Raw genomic sequence first — 20,135 nt, forward strand, 5'->3', positions numbered from 1 at the left:
TTTGCCCACCCTGCGCACTCAGCTCAGCGCACTCTTCAAATCGAAGCTCGCATCCGCCGCCTGCTCCGGCGTGATCGAGCCGCCGGCGCCGAGCAGCCGGCGGCCGAACATGTGATCGCCGGCGCGATTGACCGACTCGATGCCGAGCAGCTGGTCGCCGCGATAGCAGAACGCCGAGAACGCGCCCTGCGCGCGGTCGCCGCGCACCACGACGCGGTCGTAGCCGGTGGTGAGGCCCGCCATCTGCAGCTTGTCGGGGCCCTGATCGCTCCAGAACCACGGCAGGCCGTCATAGACCTCGGTCTTGCCGGTCAGCCGCGCCGCCACGCAGCGCGCATGGTCGGTGGCGTTCTGCACCGACTCCAGCCGCAGCGATCCGCCGAAGCGCTTGCTGGTGTAGAGCGCGCAATCGCCGATCGCCGACACGTTCGGATCGGCGGTCAGAAGATGCTCGTCGACGATGATCCCGGATGCGACCGGCAGACCGGCTTCTGCTGCGAGCTCGACATTCGGCAGCACGCCGACGCCGACCACGACGAGATCGGCGGGGATATGCGTGCCGTTGCTCAGGCTGACGCCGGTGACCTTGGTACCATCGGCCTCGATCGCGGTAACCTGAACGCCGAGATGAATCCGGATGCCGGCCGCGGCGTGGCGCGACTGCGAGAACTCGGAAATCTCCGCAGTCACCGCCCGCGCCATCACGCGCGACGCCAGCTCGACCACGTCGACCTCGAGCCCCTTGGCCCGCGCGGTGGCCGCGAATTCGAGCCCGATGAAGCCGGCGCCGATCACCACGACGCGCATGCCGGGCGCGATCAAATCGCGCAGCGCCTGGCTCTCGTCAAGAATGCGCAAATAGCGAACGGCGTCGAGCCTGGCGTTGGGAATATCGAGCAGCCGGTTCCGCGCGCCGGTCGCAAATACCAGATGGCCGTAGTCGAGCGAGGTGCCGGAGGCGAGCGCGACCTTCCGGGCGTTGCGATCGATGGCGTGGGCACGATCGGTGATCAGCTCGATCTTGTTGTCGTGGTAGAATTTCTCGGGCCGGAACATCAGGGTCTCGGGCCCGCCGGTGCCCTTCAGATAGGCCTTCGACAGCGGCGGCCGCTGATACGGCAAATGACCTTCGTCGTTGAGCAAGGCGATGCGCTCGGTGAAGCCAGCCTGGCGCAGCGAGGCCGCGAGCTGGAAGCCGGCATGTCCGGCGCCGATGATGATGACCGAGCCTGTCATCGGAACAACCCAAATACGCGCGAGCAGGAGTGACCCATGCCGTTTCCTCTTGTCGATGTTAGCTTGCTCGCCCCGTCCCCACAGCGCTCGTGTCTGCGTACCGAAGGCGCGGGCTATTTGGCCTCATGGACCGCGTCGATGCAAGGGGGTCCCCGGCGATTCTGGGTCCGCCGCGGCGCCGGGCCGGATTGCCACAGCTCCCGGCAAGGCCTTAAATGTCCGGAAATGACAAGCCCAAGGTCTTCAAAATGCCAGCACCCGCCTCCGCCAACGACCCCGCTCTGCTCCGCATCGACTGCGCCATCGCCACCATCACGCTGAACCGGCCAGCCGCTTTCAATGCGATCGACCTGACGATCGCCAAAAAGCTCGAGCAACTGAGCGCCGAGGTCGAGGCCAACAAGGACGTCCGCGTGCTGGTCATCGAGGGCGAAGGCCGCGCCTTCTGTGCCGGCGGCGATCTGCAAACCATTGGCGCCGCGACTGAGGCCAACAATGTCACGCCCGTGGTCGGCGAGATGCTGCATCACTACCACGCCTTCATCGAGACGGTCCGACGGATGCCGAAGATCGTGCTGTCCAGCGTGCATGGTTCGGCGGCCGGCGCCGGCATGGGCCTCGCCTTCGTCACCGACCTGTGCATCGCCGCGGACGACGCCCGCTTCACGCCCGCCTACGCCAAGATCGGCGTGTCGCCGGACGGCGGCAGCACGGTCGGCATCGTCGGCACTGTCGGTACCCGCCGCGCGCTGCAAATTTTCCTCGCGGAAGACGGCTTCACCGCGCAGCAGGCCTATGAATGGGGGCTGGTGGTCAAGACCGTGCCGGCGACCGAGCTGAAGGCCGCCACCCGGCAGCTCGCCGAGCGCCTGGCCAAGAATCCGCCCGCCGCGATCGCGGCAACCAAATCACTGGTCTATCAGGCTGTCACCACGCCGACCAAACAGCAGCTCGATGCCGAGGAGCACAAGATCATCACGACCATGCATACCGACGATTTCCGCATCGCGGTGAAGAAGTTCACCAGCAAGTCGAAGTAGCAACAATAGGTACGACTGCGTGACAGCCGCTGTTGCCTGTCATCCGGTGCCACCTCGCACTGCCGTCATTGCGAGGAGCGATAGCGACGAAGCAATCCATTTCTCCGCTTGCGGAGCGATGGATTGCTTCGCTTCGCTCGCAATGACGTGGATGGAGCGATGCGAGCTCCTCCCCATGAAGGTCCTCCCCGGTAGGGCTAGTTCGGGCAGATGTAACCGGTGCCGCCGGGGGCCTTGAAGCAGCCGACGGATTCCGGGATCACCTGCTTGGGCAGCCACAGCACCACCTTCGGGAAATAGATCGTGAAGCAGATCGTGACCAGGAACACGACGTAGATCGGCAGCGCGGCCCGCAGTGCCTTCGCAAAGCTGATGCCGACGAATTTCGAGGCCATCAGCAGCACCAGCCCGTAGGGCGGCGTGATCAGGCCGAAGGCCAGCGTCGCGATCAGCACCACGCCCATGTGGACGCCGTTGATGTCGCCGGCCTGGGTCAGCGCATTGACCAGCGGCATGAAGATGATGATGGTCGGCACCGGCTCGATGAAGTCGCCGACCACGGTGAACAGCAGCACCATCAAGAGCATGATGAGATGCGGATCGTTGCCGGCGATCGAGGTGATCCAGTCGGCGATGTAGATCGCGCCGCGCAGATAGGCGAGCATCCAGCCGAACGCGTTCGCCGCGCCGATCGTGATCAGCGGCAGCGAGAAGATCAGGCCGGCGAGGCAGAAGTCGTACGGGATCTTCTTCAGGTGCCCGCGGTTCAGCGCCGGGATCACCACGATGATGATGTAGGCCACCGCGACCACGCCGGCCTCGGTCGGCGTGAACCAACCGGTCAGGATGCCGCCGAGCAGGATCACCGGGATCATCAGCGGCAGTGTGGCGTCGCCGGCGGCGAAGGCGATCTGGCGCAGCGGCGCGCGCGGCTTGCGCAGGCCTGAGGGGCCGAAGAAGTAGCAATAGATCATCAGCCCGAAGCCGATCATCAGGCCGGGGACGACGCCGGCCATGAACAGGCCGGCGATCGAGACATTACCGACCGCGCCATAGACCACGGCCGTGATGCTCGGCGGCACCAGCGCCGCGATGGTCGAGGCCGAGGCGATGATCGCGGCGATGAAGGCCGGCTCGTAACCCTCACGCCGCATCGGGCCGCCGAGCGCCCGGCTCATGACGGCGACGTCGGCGGTGGTCGAGCCCGACATTTCCGAAAAGAACATGCTGAACACAACGACGACCTGCGACAGCCCGCCCCTGATATGCCCGACCAGCGAAACCGAGAGGTTGGCGATGCGGACCACGACGTTTGCCGAGCTCATCAGCTCGCCGACCAGGAGGAAGAACGGAATCGCAAGCAGAGCTTCGGAATCGACACCGTCGAAGATCTTCTGGATGATCGCGGCCAGCGACACGTCGGACAGCATCGCGCCTATGAACACGCCGGCCATCAGCGAGAACGGCACCGGCACGCCGAGATAGCCGAAGAACAGGAAGCAGAACGACATCAGCACAAGCACGACCGGTGCGCTCACGGCTGCGCTCCCGTCGCTGCGCCGGTATTGATCGCCGGGATCGCAAGGTCGTCATCCGGCGGCTCCGGATGATCAAAGCCGTTGCGAATGCCGTTGACGAGCTGCTCGATCGTGAACAGCCCGATCAGGATGCCGGACAGCGGGATCACCGCATAGAGCGAGGCGATCGGCGTGCCCGACGGCAGGCGGAAGCTGCCGAAGCCGCGCAGGTAGTTCTGGTAGCCATACCAGACCAGGCAGAAGGCGACGCCCAGCACGACCAGACGAATGACAATCTCGACGAATGTCCGCGACCTGCCATGCATCGCCTCCGAAATCGCGGTGAGATAGAGATGATCGTTGCGCCGCGTCGCGACCGCGGCACCGATGAAGATCGCGTAGATGAACAGCGTCGAGGTCACCTCCTGCAGCCATAGCCAGGGATGGCCGATGGTCCGGGTCACGATGTCGGCAGTCACCGAGAGCGAGAAGCCGAAGCACAACAGGCCGCACAGCATCATCAGGACCAGCTCGAGCCGGTCGAGCGCCCGCCATTTCAGATGCCGCTGCCGTTGCAGCACCAGTTTGTCGGCGATGGCCATGCTCGGAATTCCTCGTCGTCCCGGCCTAGTGCGCAATTGCGCACGGGGGGCCGGGACCCGTAACACCCGGCGCGTGTTGTTTTGATAAAAACGGCGGCCAGTGCTTCAACCGATAGGCCGCGGCGTATGGGTCCCGGCCTTCTCCGGCACGACGCATGGAGGAGCTAATTGATCGCGCGGATCAAATTCTTGATCTTCTCCGCATGCGGACCGAGATTCTTGGCGAGCTTGTCGAGATAGGGATCGGCGATCGCGGTAAAACTCTTCTTGTCGACGTCCTCGACCACCTTGACGCCGAATGATTTCAGCTTGGTCAGCGCGCTGCGCTCCAGCTCGAACGCCTTCTGCGGCTCCTTGGCGCTGACCTCGTTGGCGGCCGCCTGCACCCACTGCTTCTGCTCGGCGGAGAGGCTCTGCCAGAGCTTGTCGGAGACGAACAGCAGCGCATTGTTGGCCTCGTGCTCGGTGATCGAGAGCACCGGCGCCACCTCATAGTGCTTGTTGACGAGATAGACGTTGATGCTGTTCTCGGCGGCGTCGACCACGCCGGTTTGCAGCGAGGTGTAGACGCTGCCGAACGGCATATGCACGGTCTGCGCGCCGTAGGCCGGAAACATGGTGTCCTCGGTCGCGGTCGCCTGCACCCGGACCTTCAATCCCTTGAGGTCGCCGACGTTGTGGATTTCCCGCTTGCTGTAGATGTGGCGCACGCCCTGCGAGCCGGTGCCGATCACGTGCAGGCCCTGCGTAGTTTCGTCGATCATGGTCCTGATCGCGTCGAACACCTGTGGGTCGGCCAGCGCCTTGGTCACATGGGCGTCGTTGCGAAACAGGAAATGCAGCGACATCACGCCGGCCTGCGGCGAGATCGTCGCGGTGTTGGCGGAGGAGATGATCGCGAACTCGATGTCGCCCGACTTGACGAGCTGCAGCAGCTGCGGCTCCTGGCCAAGCTGCGCGCCGGGATATTGATCGACGATCAACGTGCCCTTGCTCAACTCCTTGAGCTTGTCGGCGAACAGATCGCCGGCGACCGAATAGCCGGTGTTGCGTGGCTGGTCGTAGGCGAAGCGGAAATGCTTGACCTCCTGCGCGCCGGCACGCGCGGGCAGCAGCAGCGCCGCTGCGGCCATGACGATCCCGACGATTTTGGCCATATAGCCCATCGCGACGTTCCCCCTGTTTTTGATTGACAGGATCATCCCACCTGTGGCGCGGGATTGTCAATAAAACAGAGGCAATCAGCTCGTCGTCGGCGCCAATGCGCGCCGCATCGCAGAAATTATCGACAATTCGGCCGGCACGCCGAACTTGCCTGTTACTTCCCCGTTACTTTCCCTTGGCGCGCATGAAGTCGAAATCGCAGCCCTCGTCGGCCTGCAGGATGGTCTCGTTGAAGAGATGCGCATAGCCGCGCTTGGCCCAGTCCGGCGTGCCGGCCGGGGCGAGCGCGGCGCGGCGCTTCTGCAACTCGGCCTCGTCGACCAGGAGATCGATGCTGCGCTTGGCGACATCGAGCCGGATCATGTCGCCGTTCTTCACCAGGCCGAGCGGACCGCCGACGGCGGACTCCGGCGTGATATGCAACACGATGGTGCCGAACGCGGTGCCGCTCATCCGCGCATCGGAGATGCGGACCATGTCCTTGACGCCAGCGCGCGCGAGCTTCTTTGGGATCGGCAGATATCCCGCTTCGGGCATGCCCGGCGCGCCCTTCGGCCCGGCGTTGCGCAGCACCAGCACGTCGTCGGCGGTCACGTCGAGCGCGGGATCGTCGACCCGCAGCGTCATGTCCTCGACCGACTCGAACACCACGGCGCGGCCGGTGTGCTGCAGCAGCCTCTCGCTCGCCGCCGATTGCTTGATCACGGCACCGCGCGGCGCGAGATTGCCGTGCAGGATCGCCATCGCGCCTTCTGATTTGATCGGGTTCGCCTTGGAACGGATCGCGTCCTGTCCCGGCACGTCCTCCGCGTTGGCGACGACCTCGCGCAAGGTCTGGCCGGTGATGGTCTTGGCATCGAGGTCGATGAGGTCGCCAAGCTGCGCCATCAGCTTCGGCACACCTCCGGCATGATGGAAGTGCTCCATGTAGTGCTCGCCCGACGGCTTGAGGTCGACCAGCACGGGCACTTCGCGGCCGAGCCTGTCGAATGCCGCGAGGTCGATCTTGTGCGGCGAGCGATTGGCGATGGCAGTGAGGTGGATCAGCCCGTTGGTCGAGCCGCCGATCGCCTGCATCACGACCTGGGCGTTGCGGAATGACGCCGGCGTCAGGATCTCGCTCGGCTTCGGTCCCTTGGTCTTCGCCATCTCGGCGGCGACGCGGCCGCTCGCTTCGGCGGAGCGGAAGCGTTCGGCATGCGGTGCCGGGATCGTTGCGCTCATCGGCAGCGACAAGCCGAGCGCCTCGGTGATGCAGGCCATGGTGGACGCCGTGCCCATCACCATGCAGGTGCCTACGGAAGGCGCAAGACGTCCGTTCACCGCCTCGATCTCGTTGTCGTCGATCTCGCCGGCGCGATACTTGCCCCACAGCCGGCGGCAATCGGTGCAGGCGCCGAGCACCTCGCCCTTGTGATGACCGACCACCATCGGGCCGACCGGAATCACCACCGTCGGCAGATCGGCGCTGATCGCCGCCATGATCTGCGCCGGCAGGGTCTTGTCGCAACCGCCGATCACGATCACCGCATCCATCGGCTGGGCGCGGATCATCTCCTCGGTATCCATGGCCATCAGATTGCGCAGATACATCGAGGTCGGATGCGCAAAGCTCTCGGCGATCGAGATGGTCGGGAATACGAACGGCATCGCGCCCGACAGCATGACGCCGCGCTTCACCGCTTCGATGATCTGCGGCACGTTGCCGTGGCAGGGATTGTAGTCGCTGTAGGTGTTGGTGATGCCGACGATCGGGCAATTGAGCGCATCGTCGGAATAGCCCATCGCCTTGATGAAGGCCTTGCGCAGGAACAGCGAGAAGCCGGCGTCACCATAGCTGGTCAGTCCCTTGCGAAGTCCGTCGGCCATTTTCTTCTCGTCCCATGGTTATCCGGCCGCACTTAAGGAGCGGCGGGAATTATTGTCAATATGAGATAATCCGGCGACAGAGCACGGCTGGTCTGCGGCAAAATCGCCCGCATTATTGACAATAACCGGAGCGCCATGCTGACCTCCGGCACCGATCCGAAGCCGAGCGCATATGAAAGCCGAACCCACCTTGTCCGAACTCCAGGCCCCCTCGCGCGAGGAGGAACAGGCGGAGGTGATCCGCCGGCTGGAGGAGGACATCATCTTCGGCCGCTTCGCGCCCGGCCTGCGGCTGGTCGAGGATACGCTGATGCAGCGCTACGGCGCGAGCCGACATTTCGTCCGTCAGGCCCTGTTCCAGCTCGAGCGCCAGGGCATCGTGCTGCGCGAAAAGAATGTCGGCGCCACGGTGCGGTTCTATTCGGCCGAGGAAGTACGGCAGATCTACGAGGTGCGCGAGATGCTGACGCGCCAGGCCGCGCTGATGATCGCCCTGCCCGCGCCCGACGGCCTGATCGACCGGTTGAGCGAGCTGCAACGGCAGTACTGCCTCAGGGCCGACGCGCAGGACATGCGCGGCATCCACGAGACCAACGACGCGTTCCATCTCGCGCTGTTCTCGGCCTGCGGCAATCCGTATCTGGTCCGCTCGTTGCAGGACTACATGAACCTGACGCTGCCGATGCGCGCCAAGAACCTCGCCGACAGCGAAGGCCTCGCACTGTCGCGCCGCCAGCATGAGTTGATGATCGAGCTCTTGAAAGGCCGCGACAGCTGGGCGCTGGCACAGCTCTGCGTCGATCACATGCAGTACAGCAAGGCGGATTATCTCGTCCGCATCTCCAACGACAAAAAGCCGCAATAGCGCGATACGCGGCCTCCTCGTAAAGGAGACGGCGATGCGTCATGTGGCTTTGTTGGTGGGATCGTTCGCGGCGCAGCTTGCGCTTGGCGGCATTGCCGAGGCGGCCGATCCGCGCGCCACCGAGCTGACCTATGAGCCATGGAGCAAGACCTGCCTCACCGAGGCCAGTTGCTTCGTCGCGGCCGCCGCGCGCGGCAAGTGCGCGCCGTCGGGCGGCACCATCAGCATCTCGCCGCAGAGCAGCACACGCGCGCTGCTCACCGCCAATGTCGGCACGCGGACCATGCTGGAGGGCACGATCAGCCTGCGGATCGACCAGGACGAGCCGATGCAGATCGCAAGGACGCACTGCTACACGCTCGGCTGCGGCGGCACGCTGGAGGCCAATGGCGAACTGATCGAACGGCTCAAGCACGCGCAGGCGATCGCGGTGGAAGCCAAGAACCTGACCGGGCAGACAATCAGCCTCAGCTTCCCGCTCAACCACTTTTCGCAAGTCTATGACGGGCCCGGAAGCGCACCCAAGGCGACGTCCGGGAAAAGCGCGACTGAGCCGCAGCGCGAGCACACCGAGGCGGTCAAGCAGCTGCCGCAATGCGAGGATTGATCACGTCTTCCAGTCGATCACCCTCGTCCGGTCGCCGTCGAACTCCATGCTGCAGAACGCGCCGCCCTGGTAGTAGTCGCCGACCGGATCCGGCGGCAGCTTGGCCTGCTCGGCCATTGCGTGTTCGCGAAAATCCTCAGCCCGCCCGGTCGGACGATAGCCGAGATCATAGGCGCGGTGATTGTCCCACCATGAGCGCTCATTGTAGGAGGCGCCGTACAGCACCTCGAAATGGATATCGGGATGCTCGAGCCCGATGCGGCAGAGCTGCACCAGATCTTCCGGCTTGAGCCAGATCGACAGTCTGCGGTGATCGAGCGGCGCCTCGCCGAAATTGCCGATCCGGATGCAGGTCACCTTGATGCCGTGCTTGTCGGCATAGAGCGCGCCGATGCCTTCGCCGAACACCTTGCTGACGCCGTAACGGCTGTCCGGCCGCGCGGTGACGTCGGTGCCGATGCGATGATGCCGCGGATAGAACCCGACGGCGTGATTGGACGAGGCGAAGATCACGCGCTTGACGCCCTGCTTGCGCGCCGCCTCGAACAGATTGTAGCCGCCGATGATGTTGGCTTGCAGGATCGCGTCCCACGAGCCCTCCACCGAATAGCCGCCGAAATGCAGGATGCCGTCGACGCCCTCGCAGACCGCCTCGACCTGCGCCAGATCGGCGAGATCGGCGGCCTTGAATTTTTCGTGTGCGCCGAGATCGGAGGGCGGCTTGATGTCGCTCAGCAGGAGATCCGGATAGATCGACGGCAGCATCTTGCGCAGGCTTGTTCCGATTCCACCCGATGCGCCGGTCATCAATATGCGTGGCATGCCGTCCCTCGTCTGTCCTGATTGCTGCGATCGAATTGCGGTCGCAGGCCGACAATGATAGCAAACCATGCGCTCAAGGAAACACCATCGAAACACAACAACGAGAACAGCAAATGTCCGATGTTCATTCCGCCGGCTGGCGTCCCGCGACCTGCTATCCCGATCCCGCGATCCACGCGCTCGATCCGCGCTTCGAGAAATACTGGCTGAAACTCTCCGCCGTCGAGCGGATCGCCACCGGCCTGCGCTGGGCCGAAGGCCCGGTGTGGTTCGGCGATGGCCGCTATCTCCTGTGCAGCGACATCCCGAACCAGCGCATCCTGAAATGGGAGGAAGAGACCGGCGCGGTCAGCATCTTCCGCAAGCCGTCGAACTTCGCCAACGGCAACACCCGCGACCGCCAGGGCCGGCTGATCACCTGCGAGCATGGCGGCCGCCGCGTGGTCCGCACCGAATATGACGGATCGATTACCGTGCTGATCGATAGCTTCGGCGGCAAGCGGTTGAACTCGCCGAACGACGTCGTGGTGAAGTCCGACGGTTCGATCTGGTTCACCGATCCGATCTTCGGCCTGCTCGGCAACTACGAGGGCTACAAGGCCGATCCGGAGATCGCGCCGAACGTCTACCGGCTCGATCCCGAGACGGGAAAGGCCAGCATCGTCGCCGAGGGCGTGCTCGGCCCGAACGGGCTGTGCTTCTCGCCGGACGAGAAGATCCTTTACGTCGTGGAATCCCGCGGCGAGCCGAACCGCAAGATCCTCGCCTATGACGTCGCCGCCGACGGCACGACGATCTCCAACAAGCGCGTGTTCATCGATGCCGGTCCCGGCACGCCGGACGGCATGCGCTGCGACATCGACGGCAATCTGTGGTGCGGCTGGGGCATGGGCGATCCCGAGCTCGATGGCGTCGTCGTGTTCGCGCCCGACGGCGTCATGATCGGCCGCATCGCGCTGCCGGAGCGCTGCGCCAACCTCTGCTTCGGCGGCGTCAAGCGCAACCGCCTGTTCATGGCGGCGAGCCAGTCGATCTACGCGCTCTACGTCAACACCCAGGGCGCGCCCGGCGGTTAGACTTCAACGTCGTCCCGGCGAAGGCCGGGACGACGTTGAAGATGCAGCTATCCCAAAACGCCTGACGCCGGAGCGGTGATCCGCCCCGGCGCCAAAATCGCGTCTCTCGCAGCTCCGGCTTACGCGGCGTTGTAGCCGGCGACCGCCTTGGCCTCGAGATATTCTTCCAGACCGTAACGGCCCCACTCGCGGCCGTTGCCGGACTGCTTGTAGCCACCGAACGGCGCGGTGCGCTCGTTCGGCACGCCCTGCAGGTTGACGTTGCCGGCGCGGATCTGGCGGCCGACGCGGCGCGCGGTTTCCACGGTGTCGGCGGAGACGTAACCGGCGAGACCATAGGGCGTGTCGTTGGCGATCTTCACCGCCTCAGCCTCGTCCTTGGCGCCGAGGATCGTCAGCACCGGTCCGAAGATCTCCTCGCGGGCGATCGTCATGTCGTTGGTGACGTCGGCGAAGATGGTCGGACGGACATAGAAGCCCTTGTTGACGCCCTCGGGCAGGCCCGGACCACCGGCGACGAGCGTTGCGCCCTCGTCGATGCCCTTCTGGATCAGCGCCTGGATCTTGTCCCACTGGCCGCGGTTGACCACCGGGCCGATCGTGGTGCCGTCGGCACGCGGATCGCCGGCCTTGGTCTTGTCGGCGACGCCCTTCGCGATCGCGGCCACTTCCTTCATCTTGGAAAGCGGCACGATCATGCGCGACGGCGCGTTGCAGGACTGGCCCGAGTTGTTGAACATGTGCATCACGCCGCCGGTCACCGCCTTGGCGAGATCGGCGCCCTCGAGGATCACGTTCGGCGACTTGCCGCCGAGCTCCTGGCTGACGCGCTTGACGGTCGGCGCCGCGCGCTTGGCGACATCGACGCCGGCGCGGGTCGAGCCGGTGAACGAGATCATGTCGATGTCCGGGTGCTCGCTCATCGCGGCACCCACCTCCGGGCCGAGGCCGTTGAGCAGGTTGAACACGCCCTTCGGCACGCCGGCTTCATGGAGGATTTCCGCGAAGATCAGCGCCGAGGTCGGGGTGAACTCCGACGGCTTCAGGATCATGGTGCAGCCGGCGGCGAGCGCGGGCGCGACCTTGCAGGCGATCTGATTGAGCGGCCAGTTCCAGGGGGTGATCATGCCGACCACGCCGACCGGCTCGCGCACGATCACGGCGGTGCCCATGGTCTCCTCGAACTCGTACTTCTTGAGCACTTCGAGGGTGTTCATGAGGTGGCCGAGGCCGGCGCCGGCCTGCAGCTTCTCGGCCATCGGCAGCGGCGCGCCCATCTCGTCGGAAACCGCGGCGCCGATCTCCTTCATGCGGCCTTTGTAGACCTCAACGATCTTGGTGAGCAGCGCGATGCGTTCCTCGCGGCTGGTCTGGGAATAGGTCTCGAAGGCGCGCTTGGCGGCGGCGACTGCCTTGTCGACATCGGCCTTGGAGCCGAGCGCAACTTCATACATCGCCTCTTCAGTCGCCGGATTGACGACCGGGGTGGACTTGCCCTTGACGACGGGATCGACCCAGGCGCCGTCGATGTAGAATTGCATGCGATTGACCATCGGAAACCTCTTGTAGGGGGCGTATGGATAAGGGGAACGGAAAGCGTTCGGCAGGCATCCTTGCACGAAAGCAGGGCGAATTGAACCCGCCATATGCGGGGCGCGGCTCGTGCACGCGAACGGCATATAATGTCGCTGCCGCGCCGGTGGCAAGATTACATCCGTCGTCCCGGCCTTGTGCGCAATTGCGCACGGGGCCGGGACCACGATGCGGCTACACCGCCATCTTGCGATGCCGCACCGGGGCGCCGGCCGAGACGCTCTCCGCCGCGTCGATGATGGCATTGGCGTCGATGCCGTAGTGGCGGTAGAGGTCGCCGATGGTGCCGGTCTGGCCGAAATGCTCGACGCCGAGCGCCTCGAGGCGGTGGCCGCGCACGCTGCCGAGCCAGCCGAGCGACGCCGGATGGCCGTCGATTACGGTCACAATGCCGCAGTCGCGGCCGAGCGGCGCCAGCATGCGCTCGATATGACTCAAATGCTGCGCGCCACGGCGGTCGCGGCGCAAATTCCGCGCCGCGGACCAACCGGCATAGAGCCGATCGGCCGAGGTGACCGCCAGGAGACCGACATCGCGGTGGCTCTCGCCGATCAGGCCGACCGCCTCGATCGCCTCCGGCGCGACGGTGCCGGTATAGGCGATCACGACGTCGCAGTTCGGGCCGGGCTTGCGCATCCAATAGGCGCCATCGGTGATGTCGCGCTGCAGCTCCGGCGTCATGATCCGTTGCGGCTGTTCCAGCGTCCGGGTCGACAGCCGCAAGTAAACCGAACCACCCTCGGCGCCCTCGCGCTGCATGTGGCCAAAGCCCCAGCCCATGATCACGGCAAGTTCATCGACGAAGGCCGGATCGAACGAGGCGAGTCCGTCCTGCCCCATGCCGATCAGCGGCGTCTTGATCGACTGGTGCGCGCCGCCTTCCGGCGCCAGCGAGATGCCCGACGGCGTCGCCGCCACCATGAAGCGGGCATCCTGGTAGCAGGCATAGTTCAGCGCATCGAGGCCGCGCTCGATGAAGGGATCATACAGCGTGCCGACCGGCAGCAGCCGCGCGCCGTTGATCTGCTGCGACAGGCCGAGCGCCGAGAGCATGATGAACAGATTCATCTCGGCGATGCCGAGCTCGAGGTGCTGGCCCTTCGGCGAATATTCCCAGGTGTAGGCCGACGGGATCTTCTCCTGCCGGAACAGATCGTGGTTCTCCGCCTTGGCGAACAGGCCGCGGCGATTGACCCAGGCACCGAGATTGGTCGACACGGTGACGTCGGGCGACACGGTGACGATGCGCGAGGCAAGCTCGCTCTCGCCGCGCGCGAGTTCATGCAGCACGAGACCAAAGCCCTGCTGCGTCGACATCTGCGCGGAGGCCTTGAACGCCAGCCGCTCCGGCACCGCGATTTCCGGCGCCGAGAGCCGGCGGCGTCCCTCGCGGTTAAACGGCGCTTCGGCCAGGAAAGCCTCGAGCTTCGCGGGCTGCTGCGACAGGCCCTCGAACTTGTCCCACTCGTGACCGGGGCGGATGTTCTGCGCGGCGCGCCACTTCTCCATCTGCGCCACCGTCATCAGGCCGGCGTGGTTGTCCTTGTGGCCCTGCATCGGCAGCCCGACGCCCTTGATGGTGTAGGCGATGAAGCAGACCGGACGGTCGTGATCGACAGCCTCGAACGCCTCGATCATGCTCGCCATGTCGTGGCCGCCGAGGTTCGACATCAGCGCCAGCAACTCGTCGTCGCTGCGGCGATCGATCAGCGCCGAGACGTCGCCCTGGTCGCCGATATCGTCGCGCAGATGCTTGCGGAACGCAGCGCCGCCCTGGAAGCAGAGCGCCGCGTACATCTGGTTCGGGCAATTGTCGATCCAGCGCCGCAATGCCTCGCCGCCGGGCTCGGCAAACGCTTCCAGCATCAGCTTGCCGTATTTCACGATCACCACGTCCCAGCCGAAATTGCGGAACATGGTCTCGAACTTGGCCCACAGGCCCTCGCGCACCACGGCGTCGAGCGACTGCCTGTTGTAGTCGACCACCCACCAGGTGTTGCGCAGGCCGTGCTTCCAGCCCTCCAGCAGCGCCTCGAAGATGTTGCCCTCGTCCATCTCGGCATCGCCGACCAGCGCGATCATGCGGCCCTCGGGCCGGTCGTTCATCCAGCCATGCGCCTTGACGTAGTCCTGCACCAGCGAGGCGAACAGCGTCTGCGCCACGCCGAGGCCGACCGAGCCGGTGGAGAAGTCGACGTCGTCGGCGTCCTTGGTGCGTGAGGGATAGGACTGCGCGCCCTTGTAGCCGCGGAAATTCTCCAGCTTGTCGCGGGTCTGGTGACCGAACAGATACTGGATGGCGTGAAACACCGGGCTCGCATGCGGCTTCACCGCGACGCGGTCCTGCGGCCGCAGCACCGAGAAGTACAGCGCCGACATGATGTTGGCGAGCGAGGCCGACGAGGCCTGGTGGCCGCCGACCTTCAGCCCATCGGCATTTGGCCTGACATGGTTGGCGTGATGGATGGTCCACGACGACAGCCACAGCACCTTGCGGGCCAGGGCTTTGAGCATGTCGAGGCGTTCAGGCGCAATTCCCATGGCAGAGCTCCGAGCGATATTCCCGATGTTACTGCCGGCTGCGCCTCCGAAAATCTCAATTCCACGCGACAGCACAGAAAAAATTGGGATAAATTTCCACGATCCTGCCGCAACAACCGAGTTCATCCCAATGCCTGCCCTCGACGCCATCGACCGCAAGATCCTGAGTCTGCTCCAGACCGACAGCCGCATGACCATGCAGGAGCTCGCCGACAAGGTCGGGCTGTCGGTGTCGCCATGTCACCGCCGGGTCAAGCTGCTCGAGCAGCGCGGCGTGATCTCGCGCTACATCGCGACCGTCGACCAGAAATCGATCGGGCTGCACGTCTCGGTCTTCATCTCGATCAAGCTGGCGCGGCAGAAGGAGGAGGATCTCAACCGCTTCGCCCGCGCGATCTCGAAATGGGACGAGGTGCTCGAATGCTATCTGATGACCGGCAACCGCGATTACCTGCTGCGCGTCGTCGCTGCCGACCTCTCCTCCTATGAAGCATTCCTGAAGAACAAGCTGACCCGCCTCGATGGCATCGCCTCGATCGAGTCGAGCTTTGCGCTCAGCCAGGTGAAGTATTCGACGGCGTTGCCGGTGTGAGTGTTGGTTGATCTCGCGAACGGTGCCGACACCACGGCGTCGTCCTGGCAGGCCAGGACGACGATGAGGATGGTTCTCGATTCAAGATATCCAACATCGGTGTCATAAAACCGCGCATTGTTTGGACTGGACATCGAGCCGGGCGATGACAGGTGAGGATAAGGATGCAACTGCGCGTTCTCGCGACATGATCTGTCCGAGCTTTGCTTGTCGTTCCGCCCTCTCTCGATCAGAGGGCGCAGGGAAAGCCGGGTGCCGATCGCACCCATGGGCCCCGAGCAAATGGGTAGAAAGCTCGGGGGTAGGACCACAGGTGTAACCGGAAACAACCCGGCTTTCCCTGCGCGATGGGCTACGGCTTATACGTGCTCTCCCCGGCGAGACTTGGCTTTGTTGTCACCGTCTTCGCAACGCGCGTCGCGCAATGCGAAGAGACACCTGCCGCTAGGGCGTCAGGCCTGCACGATTTCGCCGTCCGCCTCATGCGCATTCGTCGACTGCGCAATCGGCGTCCACCGCATCTCGACCCGCGTTCGTGACGACCGCGAAGCGCCCCTCGATCGGGTGAGACGCACAGACCATACACTGAGTTGTTCTTCGGATAAAGCGAAATATTTTTTCACCAGGGGCTTGCGCCGTCGGGCAACTCAGTGATCGGCATTCTGTCAGGCTCTCCGCTGACCGCACCCGATCTTGACAACCCCGGTCCAGCGGACCATTTTTTCAGCGGGTTCGATACGACCTGCCGCTTGCGCCCCAGTCGGGGAATGGTGAACGTATCGCGGCGACGTCCACATCCCTTTGCCCGGACAAACGGGTCAGCAATGCAAGCCCTGGCATTTCCGTTTCGACGCAAAGGACAGGACATGCGCGACTTTCGCGATTCAAAAGCCATGGCACACACGCTTCGTGCCGCTCTCGCCACCAAAGGTCTCAAGATCACCGTCGGTCAGAGTCTCGAATTGACCGCCGAGATGTTCGGTCTTCCCGGCTGGAACACCCTTGCTGCCGCGATCCGGCGCAGCGTTTCCGACCAAAAGTCGGAAACGGCCTCAAGGCCGAAGGGGGCGCGAATGTGGTCTGGCCCTCCGGATTTACCCACGAGTTGGCGGCGACGCTCGATCGGGCGATCGCATATGCCCGAGAGCGGCAGCATGAATTCGCGACGCTGGAGCATCTCCTACTTGCGTTGCTCGATGACGCCGATGCATCGGCCGTGATGAAGGCCAATGGGCTCGACTTCCAGGCGCTCAGGGACGGCATCATTGCCTATATCGACCACAAGCTGAAGACTTGGGTCACGAGCAAGGACGAACGCGAGACGACGCCGACCGTTGCGTTTCGCCGTGTGGTGCATCGCGCGACCGTCCGCAGCCTAGATCGCGCGACAAACGGCGCGGACGTGTTGGGCACGATGCTCGGCGAGACCGAGAGTCCCGCGGTCTGGCTGTTAGGCCAGCAGGGAATGACCGGGCAAGCGCCACAACCGTCATCGTAAGCGTCGGCCGGCGTGCAAAATTCAGCAACTGTGACGCGAGACGACCGGGTGCCGACCGCCTTGAAGGCCCGCCTCGCCAATTAAATCCGTCGCGATCCACGCCCCCGCCGGAACCCGGCGGCGGCGTGCGATGTTGATGTCAGGCATCACTGAGTATCCGGAGGGTGACGACCCATGCTGAGGCCTGCTCGCGGCCGACACACCGTGTTGGCACTCGCCGCGATCCTGGCAATCGCGGCATCGACTGCGCTGTTGGCAGGGAGCGCGGACGCCGCGCGCGGTGGCGGCGGCCATGGTGGTGGAGGTCACGGTGGCGGCGGCCATGGTGGTGGTGGATTTCATGGCGGCGGAGGCGGGTTTCATGGCGGCGGTGCCGCCCACGCTGGCGGTGGTTTTCATCGCGGCGGCGGCTTTCATACCATCCGTCCCGCTGCACGAGCCGGCACGAGGCTCGGCGGCGGCGCCGGTGCGCGCCACTCCCAATTCCGTCCCGCCGCGCATGCCGCGCCCGCCTCACCCGGCGTAGGTGCCGGCCGGCATGCCGCCTCCCCCGCCGCGATGCGGCACAATGCGAACGTCGTGGGGCGCTCGCTGGCCTCTCGCCAGATCCGAGCCGCGATGGGCAGACCCGGCGGCCTGCGCAACCCGATGACGCGCGCCGCCATCACGACCGCCGCCGCTGGAGCCGCCCTGGGCTATCGCAATGGTGATGGTTGGTGGCGCCATCCGAATGGCGGTTATGGCTGGGTCGGCCCGGTGTTCTGGCCCTACGCCTATTACGATCTCTACGACTACACCTGGTGGGGCTGGGGCTACGACCCGTACTTCTGGGATTACGGCTACGGCGATCTCTATGCCGGTCTGTTCGGTCCCTACGACTACGATGCGTTGAGCGGCTATGCCTACTACCTGCCCGGCTATGCCGGTCCCCGGCCGCCGGCCACGGGTCGATCGCGCAGCAGTCAGGCAACGACTCTCGCCGACATGTGCGGCAGCGATCGAAGCGACATCGCGGGCTTCCCGATCGAGCAATTCCGCAGCGCCATCCAGCCCAATGCGGAGCAGAGCGCGGCACTCGACGAACTCGCCAGCGCCTCGCAGAGGGCGTCCGAGACCATTCTCAATTCCTGTCCCAAGGACGTGCCGCTGACCGCGCCGAGCCGGCTCTCCGCGATGCAGCAGCGGCTCCAGGCGATGCGCGATGCGGTCGGGATCCTGCAGCCGGCGCTGGAGAAGTTCTACGGGCTGCTCAGCGACGATCAGAAAGCCAAGGTGACGGCACTGGTGGCGGATCAGCACCGCGGCCAGCGTGAGGCGACCTCGGACAATGCCACCTGCAACACGGCGCAGCCTGCCGCCATCGCGTGGCCCGGCGACATCATCGACCGCGACGTCAAGCCGACCGACGCACAGCGGGCGAACCTCGAGGCCTTGCGGGATGCGGCGACAAAGGCCGAGGACACCTTGAAATCATCCTGCCCGCCCACCGACGCCCGCACGCCGCCGGCGCGCCTTGCGGCGGTCGCAGCCCGGCTCGATGCCATGCTGCAGGCGATCGGCACGGTGCGTCCTGCGCTGGATACCTTCTACAGCGCGCTCAGCGACGAGCAGAAGGCCGCGTTCGACGCGATTGGCCCCGAGCGGAACGGCGGCAGCACCGCGATGGCCGCAAGCAATGACGAAGCTCCGCGAGGCCGTCATCGCCACCACCACCATCATGGTCCGAATATCGGAGGCATGATCTTCCGCATGATCGGCCTGTAAGCCGCGTCATTGCCGCGCGCCTGCGGCCGCTACGGCGCGATCCAGATTCCCATCACGATGATCGCCAGTGCGACGGCGATCACCAGCATGTCCGTCGTGAGCCAATCGGGCATTCCATTTGATGGCTGCTCGTTCATGTCCGCGACTCCTTCTGTTCGCGTCGAGCCACCATGCTGAAACGGATCGGCGCGGACGAGGATGAACTGGTTCACACAACGGCGCGACAAGCGGTCGCTCCGGATTTCGCGCATCTGCGCGCGCACAAGTTGCGGCACGCGATTGATCTGCCGCCCAGGTTTCTGAACATGTTCGACAACGAAGGCGGCAGCAGCGAACAGTAGCACATCATCGCGCAGCGCGCCTCAGCTCTTGCCGCGATATCGCAGTGCGTCGACCAGCAGCGAGAATGCCGGCGAGGACTGCCGCCGGCTGGGATAATACAGATGATAGCCGGAGAACGGCGGGCACCAGTCTCCGAGCACGCGCACCAGGCGGCCGCTCGCCAGCTGCGGCTTCGCCTGTCCTTCGGTCATGTAGGCGAGCCCAAGCCCGTTGACCGCGGCGCTCAGCAGCGTGCCGGAGCCGTTGAACACCAGCTGGCCCTCGACACGCACATTGAGCTCGCGCCCATTCTTCTCGAACTCCCACGCATAGAGCCGGCCGCCATGGGTCGGCAGGCGCAGATTGAGGCAATTGTGCTCGGTCAATTCCTGCGGCGTGCGCGGCTTCCTGCGCGTCGCGAAATAGTCGGGCGAGCCCACCACCGCCATGCGCAGGTCCGGACTGATCCGCACCGCGATCATGTCCTTTGCGACCAGTTCGCCGGGCCGGATGCCGGCGTCATATTGCTCGGCGACGATATTGGTGAGGCCGTAGTCGATCACGACCTCCACCTTGATGTCGGGGTATTTCGGCAGGATCTTGCGCAATGCCGGCATCAGGATCGCCTCGGCGGCATATTCGGTCGAGGTCACGCGGATGGTGCCCGCAGGCTTCTCGCGCAGTTCACCGAGCGCCGCCAGTTCGGTATCCATCTCCTCGAACTTCGGTCCGATGGTGCGCAGCAGCCGCTCGCCGGCCAGCGTCGGCGCGACATTGCGCGTGGTGCGGCTCAACAGCCGCACGCCGAGGCGTTCCTCGAGCGCCCGGACGATCTGGCTCAGGGCCGATTGCGACAGCCCGAGTTGCGCCGCGGCGCGCGTGAAGCTGCGCTCCCGCGCCACCGCGAGGAAGACCAGCAGGTCGCTGGCGTTGTCCCGGTTCATTGATAAGCCTGATTGATAAATCCATGCGGATTTTATCATCTAATCAGGGGACGGCGGAAGTCCTAGCTTGCAGCCGGAGATTCA

General features: G+C 64.8%; 19 protein-coding genes. 10 read left to right on the plus strand and 9 right to left on the minus strand.

The window, feature by feature from the left end; genetic code table 11:
- Positions 1 to 18: 18 nt before the first annotated feature.
- Entirely contained in the window at positions 19 to 1,236 is a 1,218-nt protein-coding gene (locus tag ACVINW_RS37900) for an NAD(P)/FAD-dependent oxidoreductase (protein ID WP_456756016.1), read from the minus strand.
- A 248-nt stretch (positions 1,237 to 1,484) separates the two neighbouring features.
- On the opposite strand from ACVINW_RS37900, the gene ACVINW_RS37905 reads away from it, so the two are divergent.
- The gene (locus ACVINW_RS37905) at positions 1,485 to 2,276 is read left to right on the plus strand and encodes an enoyl-CoA hydratase/isomerase family protein (RefSeq protein WP_456756017.1); all 792 of its coding nucleotides are present in this window, start codon (positions 1,485 to 1,487) and stop codon (positions 2,274 to 2,276) included.
- Between the two features lie 197 nt (positions 2,277 to 2,473).
- Here the strand turns inward: ACVINW_RS37905 and ACVINW_RS37910 are convergent, their stop codons facing one another.
- The 4 genes from ACVINW_RS37910 to ACVINW_RS37925 form a co-directional block, all read right to left on the minus strand.
- Positions 2,474 to 3,814 carry a TRAP transporter large permease gene (locus tag ACVINW_RS37910; protein WP_456756018.1) on the minus strand — a complete coding sequence of 447 codons (1,341 nt, stop codon included), beginning with the start codon at positions 3,812 to 3,814 and terminating at the stop codon, positions 2,474 to 2,476.
- Positions 3,811 to 4,395, minus strand: a complete 585-nt coding sequence (locus ACVINW_RS37915; protein WP_456756019.1) for a TRAP transporter small permease — start codon at positions 4,393 to 4,395, stop codon at positions 3,811 to 3,813. Before ACVINW_RS37915 ends, ACVINW_RS37910 begins: the two co-directional genes overlap by 4 nt.
- A 164-nt stretch (positions 4,396 to 4,559) precedes the next feature.
- On the minus strand, positions 4,560 to 5,552 hold the full coding sequence (locus ACVINW_RS37920; protein ID WP_456756020.1) for a TRAP transporter substrate-binding protein: 993 nt from the start codon (positions 5,550 to 5,552) through the stop codon (positions 4,560 to 4,562).
- 172 nt (positions 5,553 to 5,724) lie between these two features.
- On the minus strand, positions 5,725 to 7,428 hold the full coding sequence (locus ACVINW_RS37925) for an IlvD/Edd family dehydratase (RefSeq protein WP_456756021.1): 1,704 nt from the start codon (positions 7,426 to 7,428) through the stop codon (positions 5,725 to 5,727).
- A gap of 172 nt (positions 7,429 to 7,600) precedes the next feature.
- Between ACVINW_RS37925 and ACVINW_RS37930 the strand changes: the two genes are divergently transcribed.
- A complete protein-coding gene (locus ACVINW_RS37930) occupies positions 7,601 to 8,293 on the plus strand; it encodes a GntR family transcriptional regulator (protein WP_456756022.1) in 693 nt (230 codons plus the stop codon).
- A 34-nt stretch (positions 8,294 to 8,327) separates the two neighbouring features.
- Complete coding sequence (locus ACVINW_RS37935; RefSeq protein ID WP_456756023.1) at positions 8,328 to 8,900, plus strand: invasion associated locus B family protein; 573 nt, start codon at positions 8,328 to 8,330, stop codon at positions 8,898 to 8,900.
- Here the strand turns inward: ACVINW_RS37935 and ACVINW_RS37940 are convergent, their stop codons facing one another.
- On the minus strand, positions 8,901 to 9,722 hold the full coding sequence (locus ACVINW_RS37940) for an NAD-dependent epimerase/dehydratase family protein (RefSeq protein WP_456756024.1): 822 nt from the start codon (positions 9,720 to 9,722) through the stop codon (positions 8,901 to 8,903). It lies immediately after the preceding gene.
- A 113-nt stretch (positions 9,723 to 9,835) separates the two neighbouring features.
- Here ACVINW_RS37940 and ACVINW_RS37945 point away from each other — a divergent pair, with 113 nt between their 5' ends.
- Positions 9,836 to 10,798, plus strand: coding sequence for an SMP-30/gluconolactonase/LRE family protein (locus tag ACVINW_RS37945; RefSeq protein WP_456756025.1), 963 nt, complete (start codon positions 9,836 to 9,838; stop codon positions 10,796 to 10,798).
- 119 nt (positions 10,799 to 10,917) lie between these two features.
- Here the strand turns inward: ACVINW_RS37945 and ACVINW_RS37950 are convergent, their stop codons facing one another.
- Together ACVINW_RS37950 and ACVINW_RS37955 are read right to left on the minus strand one after the other, a co-directional pair.
- Complete coding sequence (locus ACVINW_RS37950; RefSeq protein WP_456756026.1) at positions 10,918 to 12,351, minus strand: aldehyde dehydrogenase family protein; 1,434 nt, start codon at positions 12,349 to 12,351, stop codon at positions 10,918 to 10,920.
- A 214-nt stretch (positions 12,352 to 12,565) separates the two neighbouring features.
- Positions 12,566 to 14,932: a transketolase gene (locus ACVINW_RS37955; RefSeq protein WP_456756027.1), complete on the minus strand. Its 2,367-nt coding sequence runs from the start codon at positions 14,930 to 14,932 to the stop codon at positions 12,566 to 12,568.
- Between the two features lie 130 nt (positions 14,933 to 15,062).
- Between ACVINW_RS37955 and ACVINW_RS37960 the strand changes: the two genes are divergently transcribed.
- From ACVINW_RS37960 to ACVINW_RS37985, 6 genes are all read left to right on the plus strand, one after another.
- Positions 15,063 to 15,524, plus strand: a complete 462-nt coding sequence (locus tag ACVINW_RS37960) for an Lrp/AsnC family transcriptional regulator (protein WP_029078130.1) — start codon at positions 15,063 to 15,065, stop codon at positions 15,522 to 15,524.
- Positions 15,525 to 16,390: 866 nt separating this feature from the next.
- Positions 16,391 to 16,744, plus strand: coding sequence for a glyoxalase superfamily protein (locus tag ACVINW_RS37965; RefSeq protein WP_456756028.1), 354 nt, complete (start codon positions 16,391 to 16,393; stop codon positions 16,742 to 16,744).
- Positions 16,630 to 17,022 carry a Clp protease N-terminal domain-containing protein gene (locus tag ACVINW_RS37970; RefSeq protein WP_456756029.1) on the plus strand — a complete coding sequence of 131 codons (393 nt, stop codon included), beginning with the start codon at positions 16,630 to 16,632 and terminating at the stop codon, positions 17,020 to 17,022. The genes ACVINW_RS37965 and ACVINW_RS37970 overlap by 115 nt, the downstream gene beginning before the upstream one ends.
- Positions 17,023 to 17,314: 292 nt before the next feature.
- A complete protein-coding gene (locus ACVINW_RS37975) occupies positions 17,315 to 17,548 on the plus strand; it encodes a hypothetical protein (RefSeq protein ID WP_456756030.1) in 234 nt (77 codons plus the stop codon).
- 92 nt (positions 17,549 to 17,640) lie between these two features.
- Complete coding sequence (locus ACVINW_RS37980; RefSeq protein ID WP_456756031.1) at positions 17,641 to 18,786, plus strand: Spy/CpxP family protein refolding chaperone; 1,146 nt, start codon at positions 17,641 to 17,643, stop codon at positions 18,784 to 18,786.
- Positions 18,787 to 18,956: 170 nt separating this feature from the next.
- Positions 18,957 to 19,127, plus strand: coding sequence for a hypothetical protein (locus ACVINW_RS37985; RefSeq protein WP_456756032.1), 171 nt, complete (start codon positions 18,957 to 18,959; stop codon positions 19,125 to 19,127).
- Between the two features lie 21 nt (positions 19,128 to 19,148).
- Here ACVINW_RS37985 and ACVINW_RS37990 read toward each other — a convergent pair whose 3' ends face one another.
- Entirely contained in the window at positions 19,149 to 20,051 is a 903-nt protein-coding gene (locus ACVINW_RS37990) for a LysR family transcriptional regulator (RefSeq protein ID WP_456756033.1), read from the minus strand.
- Between the last annotated feature and the right edge of the window lie 84 nt (positions 20,052 to 20,135).

The sequence above is a fragment of the Bradyrhizobium sp. USDA 4461 genome (assembly GCF_054055655.1).

Coding starts and splice junctions, on each gene's coding strand:
- ACVINW_RS37900 (WP_456756016.1), bottom strand. CDS start 1,236: ATGACAGGCTCGGTCATCATCATCGGCGCCGGACATGCCGGCTTCCAG.
- ACVINW_RS37905 (WP_456756017.1), top strand. CDS start 1,485: ATGCCAGCACCCGCCTCCGCCAACGACCCCGCTCTGCTCCGCATCGAC.
- ACVINW_RS37915 (WP_456756019.1), bottom strand. CDS start 4,395: ATGGCCATCGCCGACAAACTGGTGCTGCAACGGCAGCGGCATCTGAAA.
- ACVINW_RS37920 (WP_456756020.1), bottom strand. CDS start 5,552: ATGGCCAAAATCGTCGGGATCGTCATGGCCGCAGCGGCGCTGCTGCTG.
- ACVINW_RS37925 (WP_456756021.1), bottom strand. CDS start 7,428: ATGGCCGACGGACTTCGCAAGGGACTGACCAGCTATGGTGACGCCGGC.
- ACVINW_RS37930 (WP_456756022.1), top strand. CDS start 7,601: ATGAAAGCCGAACCCACCTTGTCCGAACTCCAGGCCCCCTCGCGCGAG.
- ACVINW_RS37935 (WP_456756023.1), top strand. CDS start 8,328: ATGCGTCATGTGGCTTTGTTGGTGGGATCGTTCGCGGCGCAGCTTGCG.
- ACVINW_RS37940 (WP_456756024.1), bottom strand. CDS start 9,722: ATGCCACGCATATTGATGACCGGCGCATCGGGTGGAATCGGAACAAGC.
- ACVINW_RS37945 (WP_456756025.1), top strand. CDS start 9,836: ATGTCCGATGTTCATTCCGCCGGCTGGCGTCCCGCGACCTGCTATCCC.
- ACVINW_RS37950 (WP_456756026.1), bottom strand. CDS start 12,351: ATGGTCAATCGCATGCAATTCTACATCGACGGCGCCTGGGTCGATCCC.
- ACVINW_RS37955 (WP_456756027.1), bottom strand. CDS start 14,932: ATGGGAATTGCGCCTGAACGCCTCGACATGCTCAAAGCCCTGGCCCGC.
- ACVINW_RS37960 (WP_029078130.1), top strand. CDS start 15,063: ATGCCTGCCCTCGACGCCATCGACCGCAAGATCCTGAGTCTGCTCCAG.
- ACVINW_RS37965 (WP_456756028.1), top strand. CDS start 16,391: ATGCGCGACTTTCGCGATTCAAAAGCCATGGCACACACGCTTCGTGCC.
- ACVINW_RS37975 (WP_456756030.1), top strand. CDS start 17,315: ATGGTGGTGGAGGTCACGGTGGCGGCGGCCATGGTGGTGGTGGATTTC.
- ACVINW_RS37980 (WP_456756031.1), top strand. CDS start 17,641: ATGGGCAGACCCGGCGGCCTGCGCAACCCGATGACGCGCGCCGCCATC.
- ACVINW_RS37985 (WP_456756032.1), top strand. CDS start 18,957: ATGCTGAAACGGATCGGCGCGGACGAGGATGAACTGGTTCACACAACG.
- ACVINW_RS37990 (WP_456756033.1), bottom strand. CDS start 20,051: ATGAACCGGGACAACGCCAGCGACCTGCTGGTCTTCCTCGCGGTGGCG.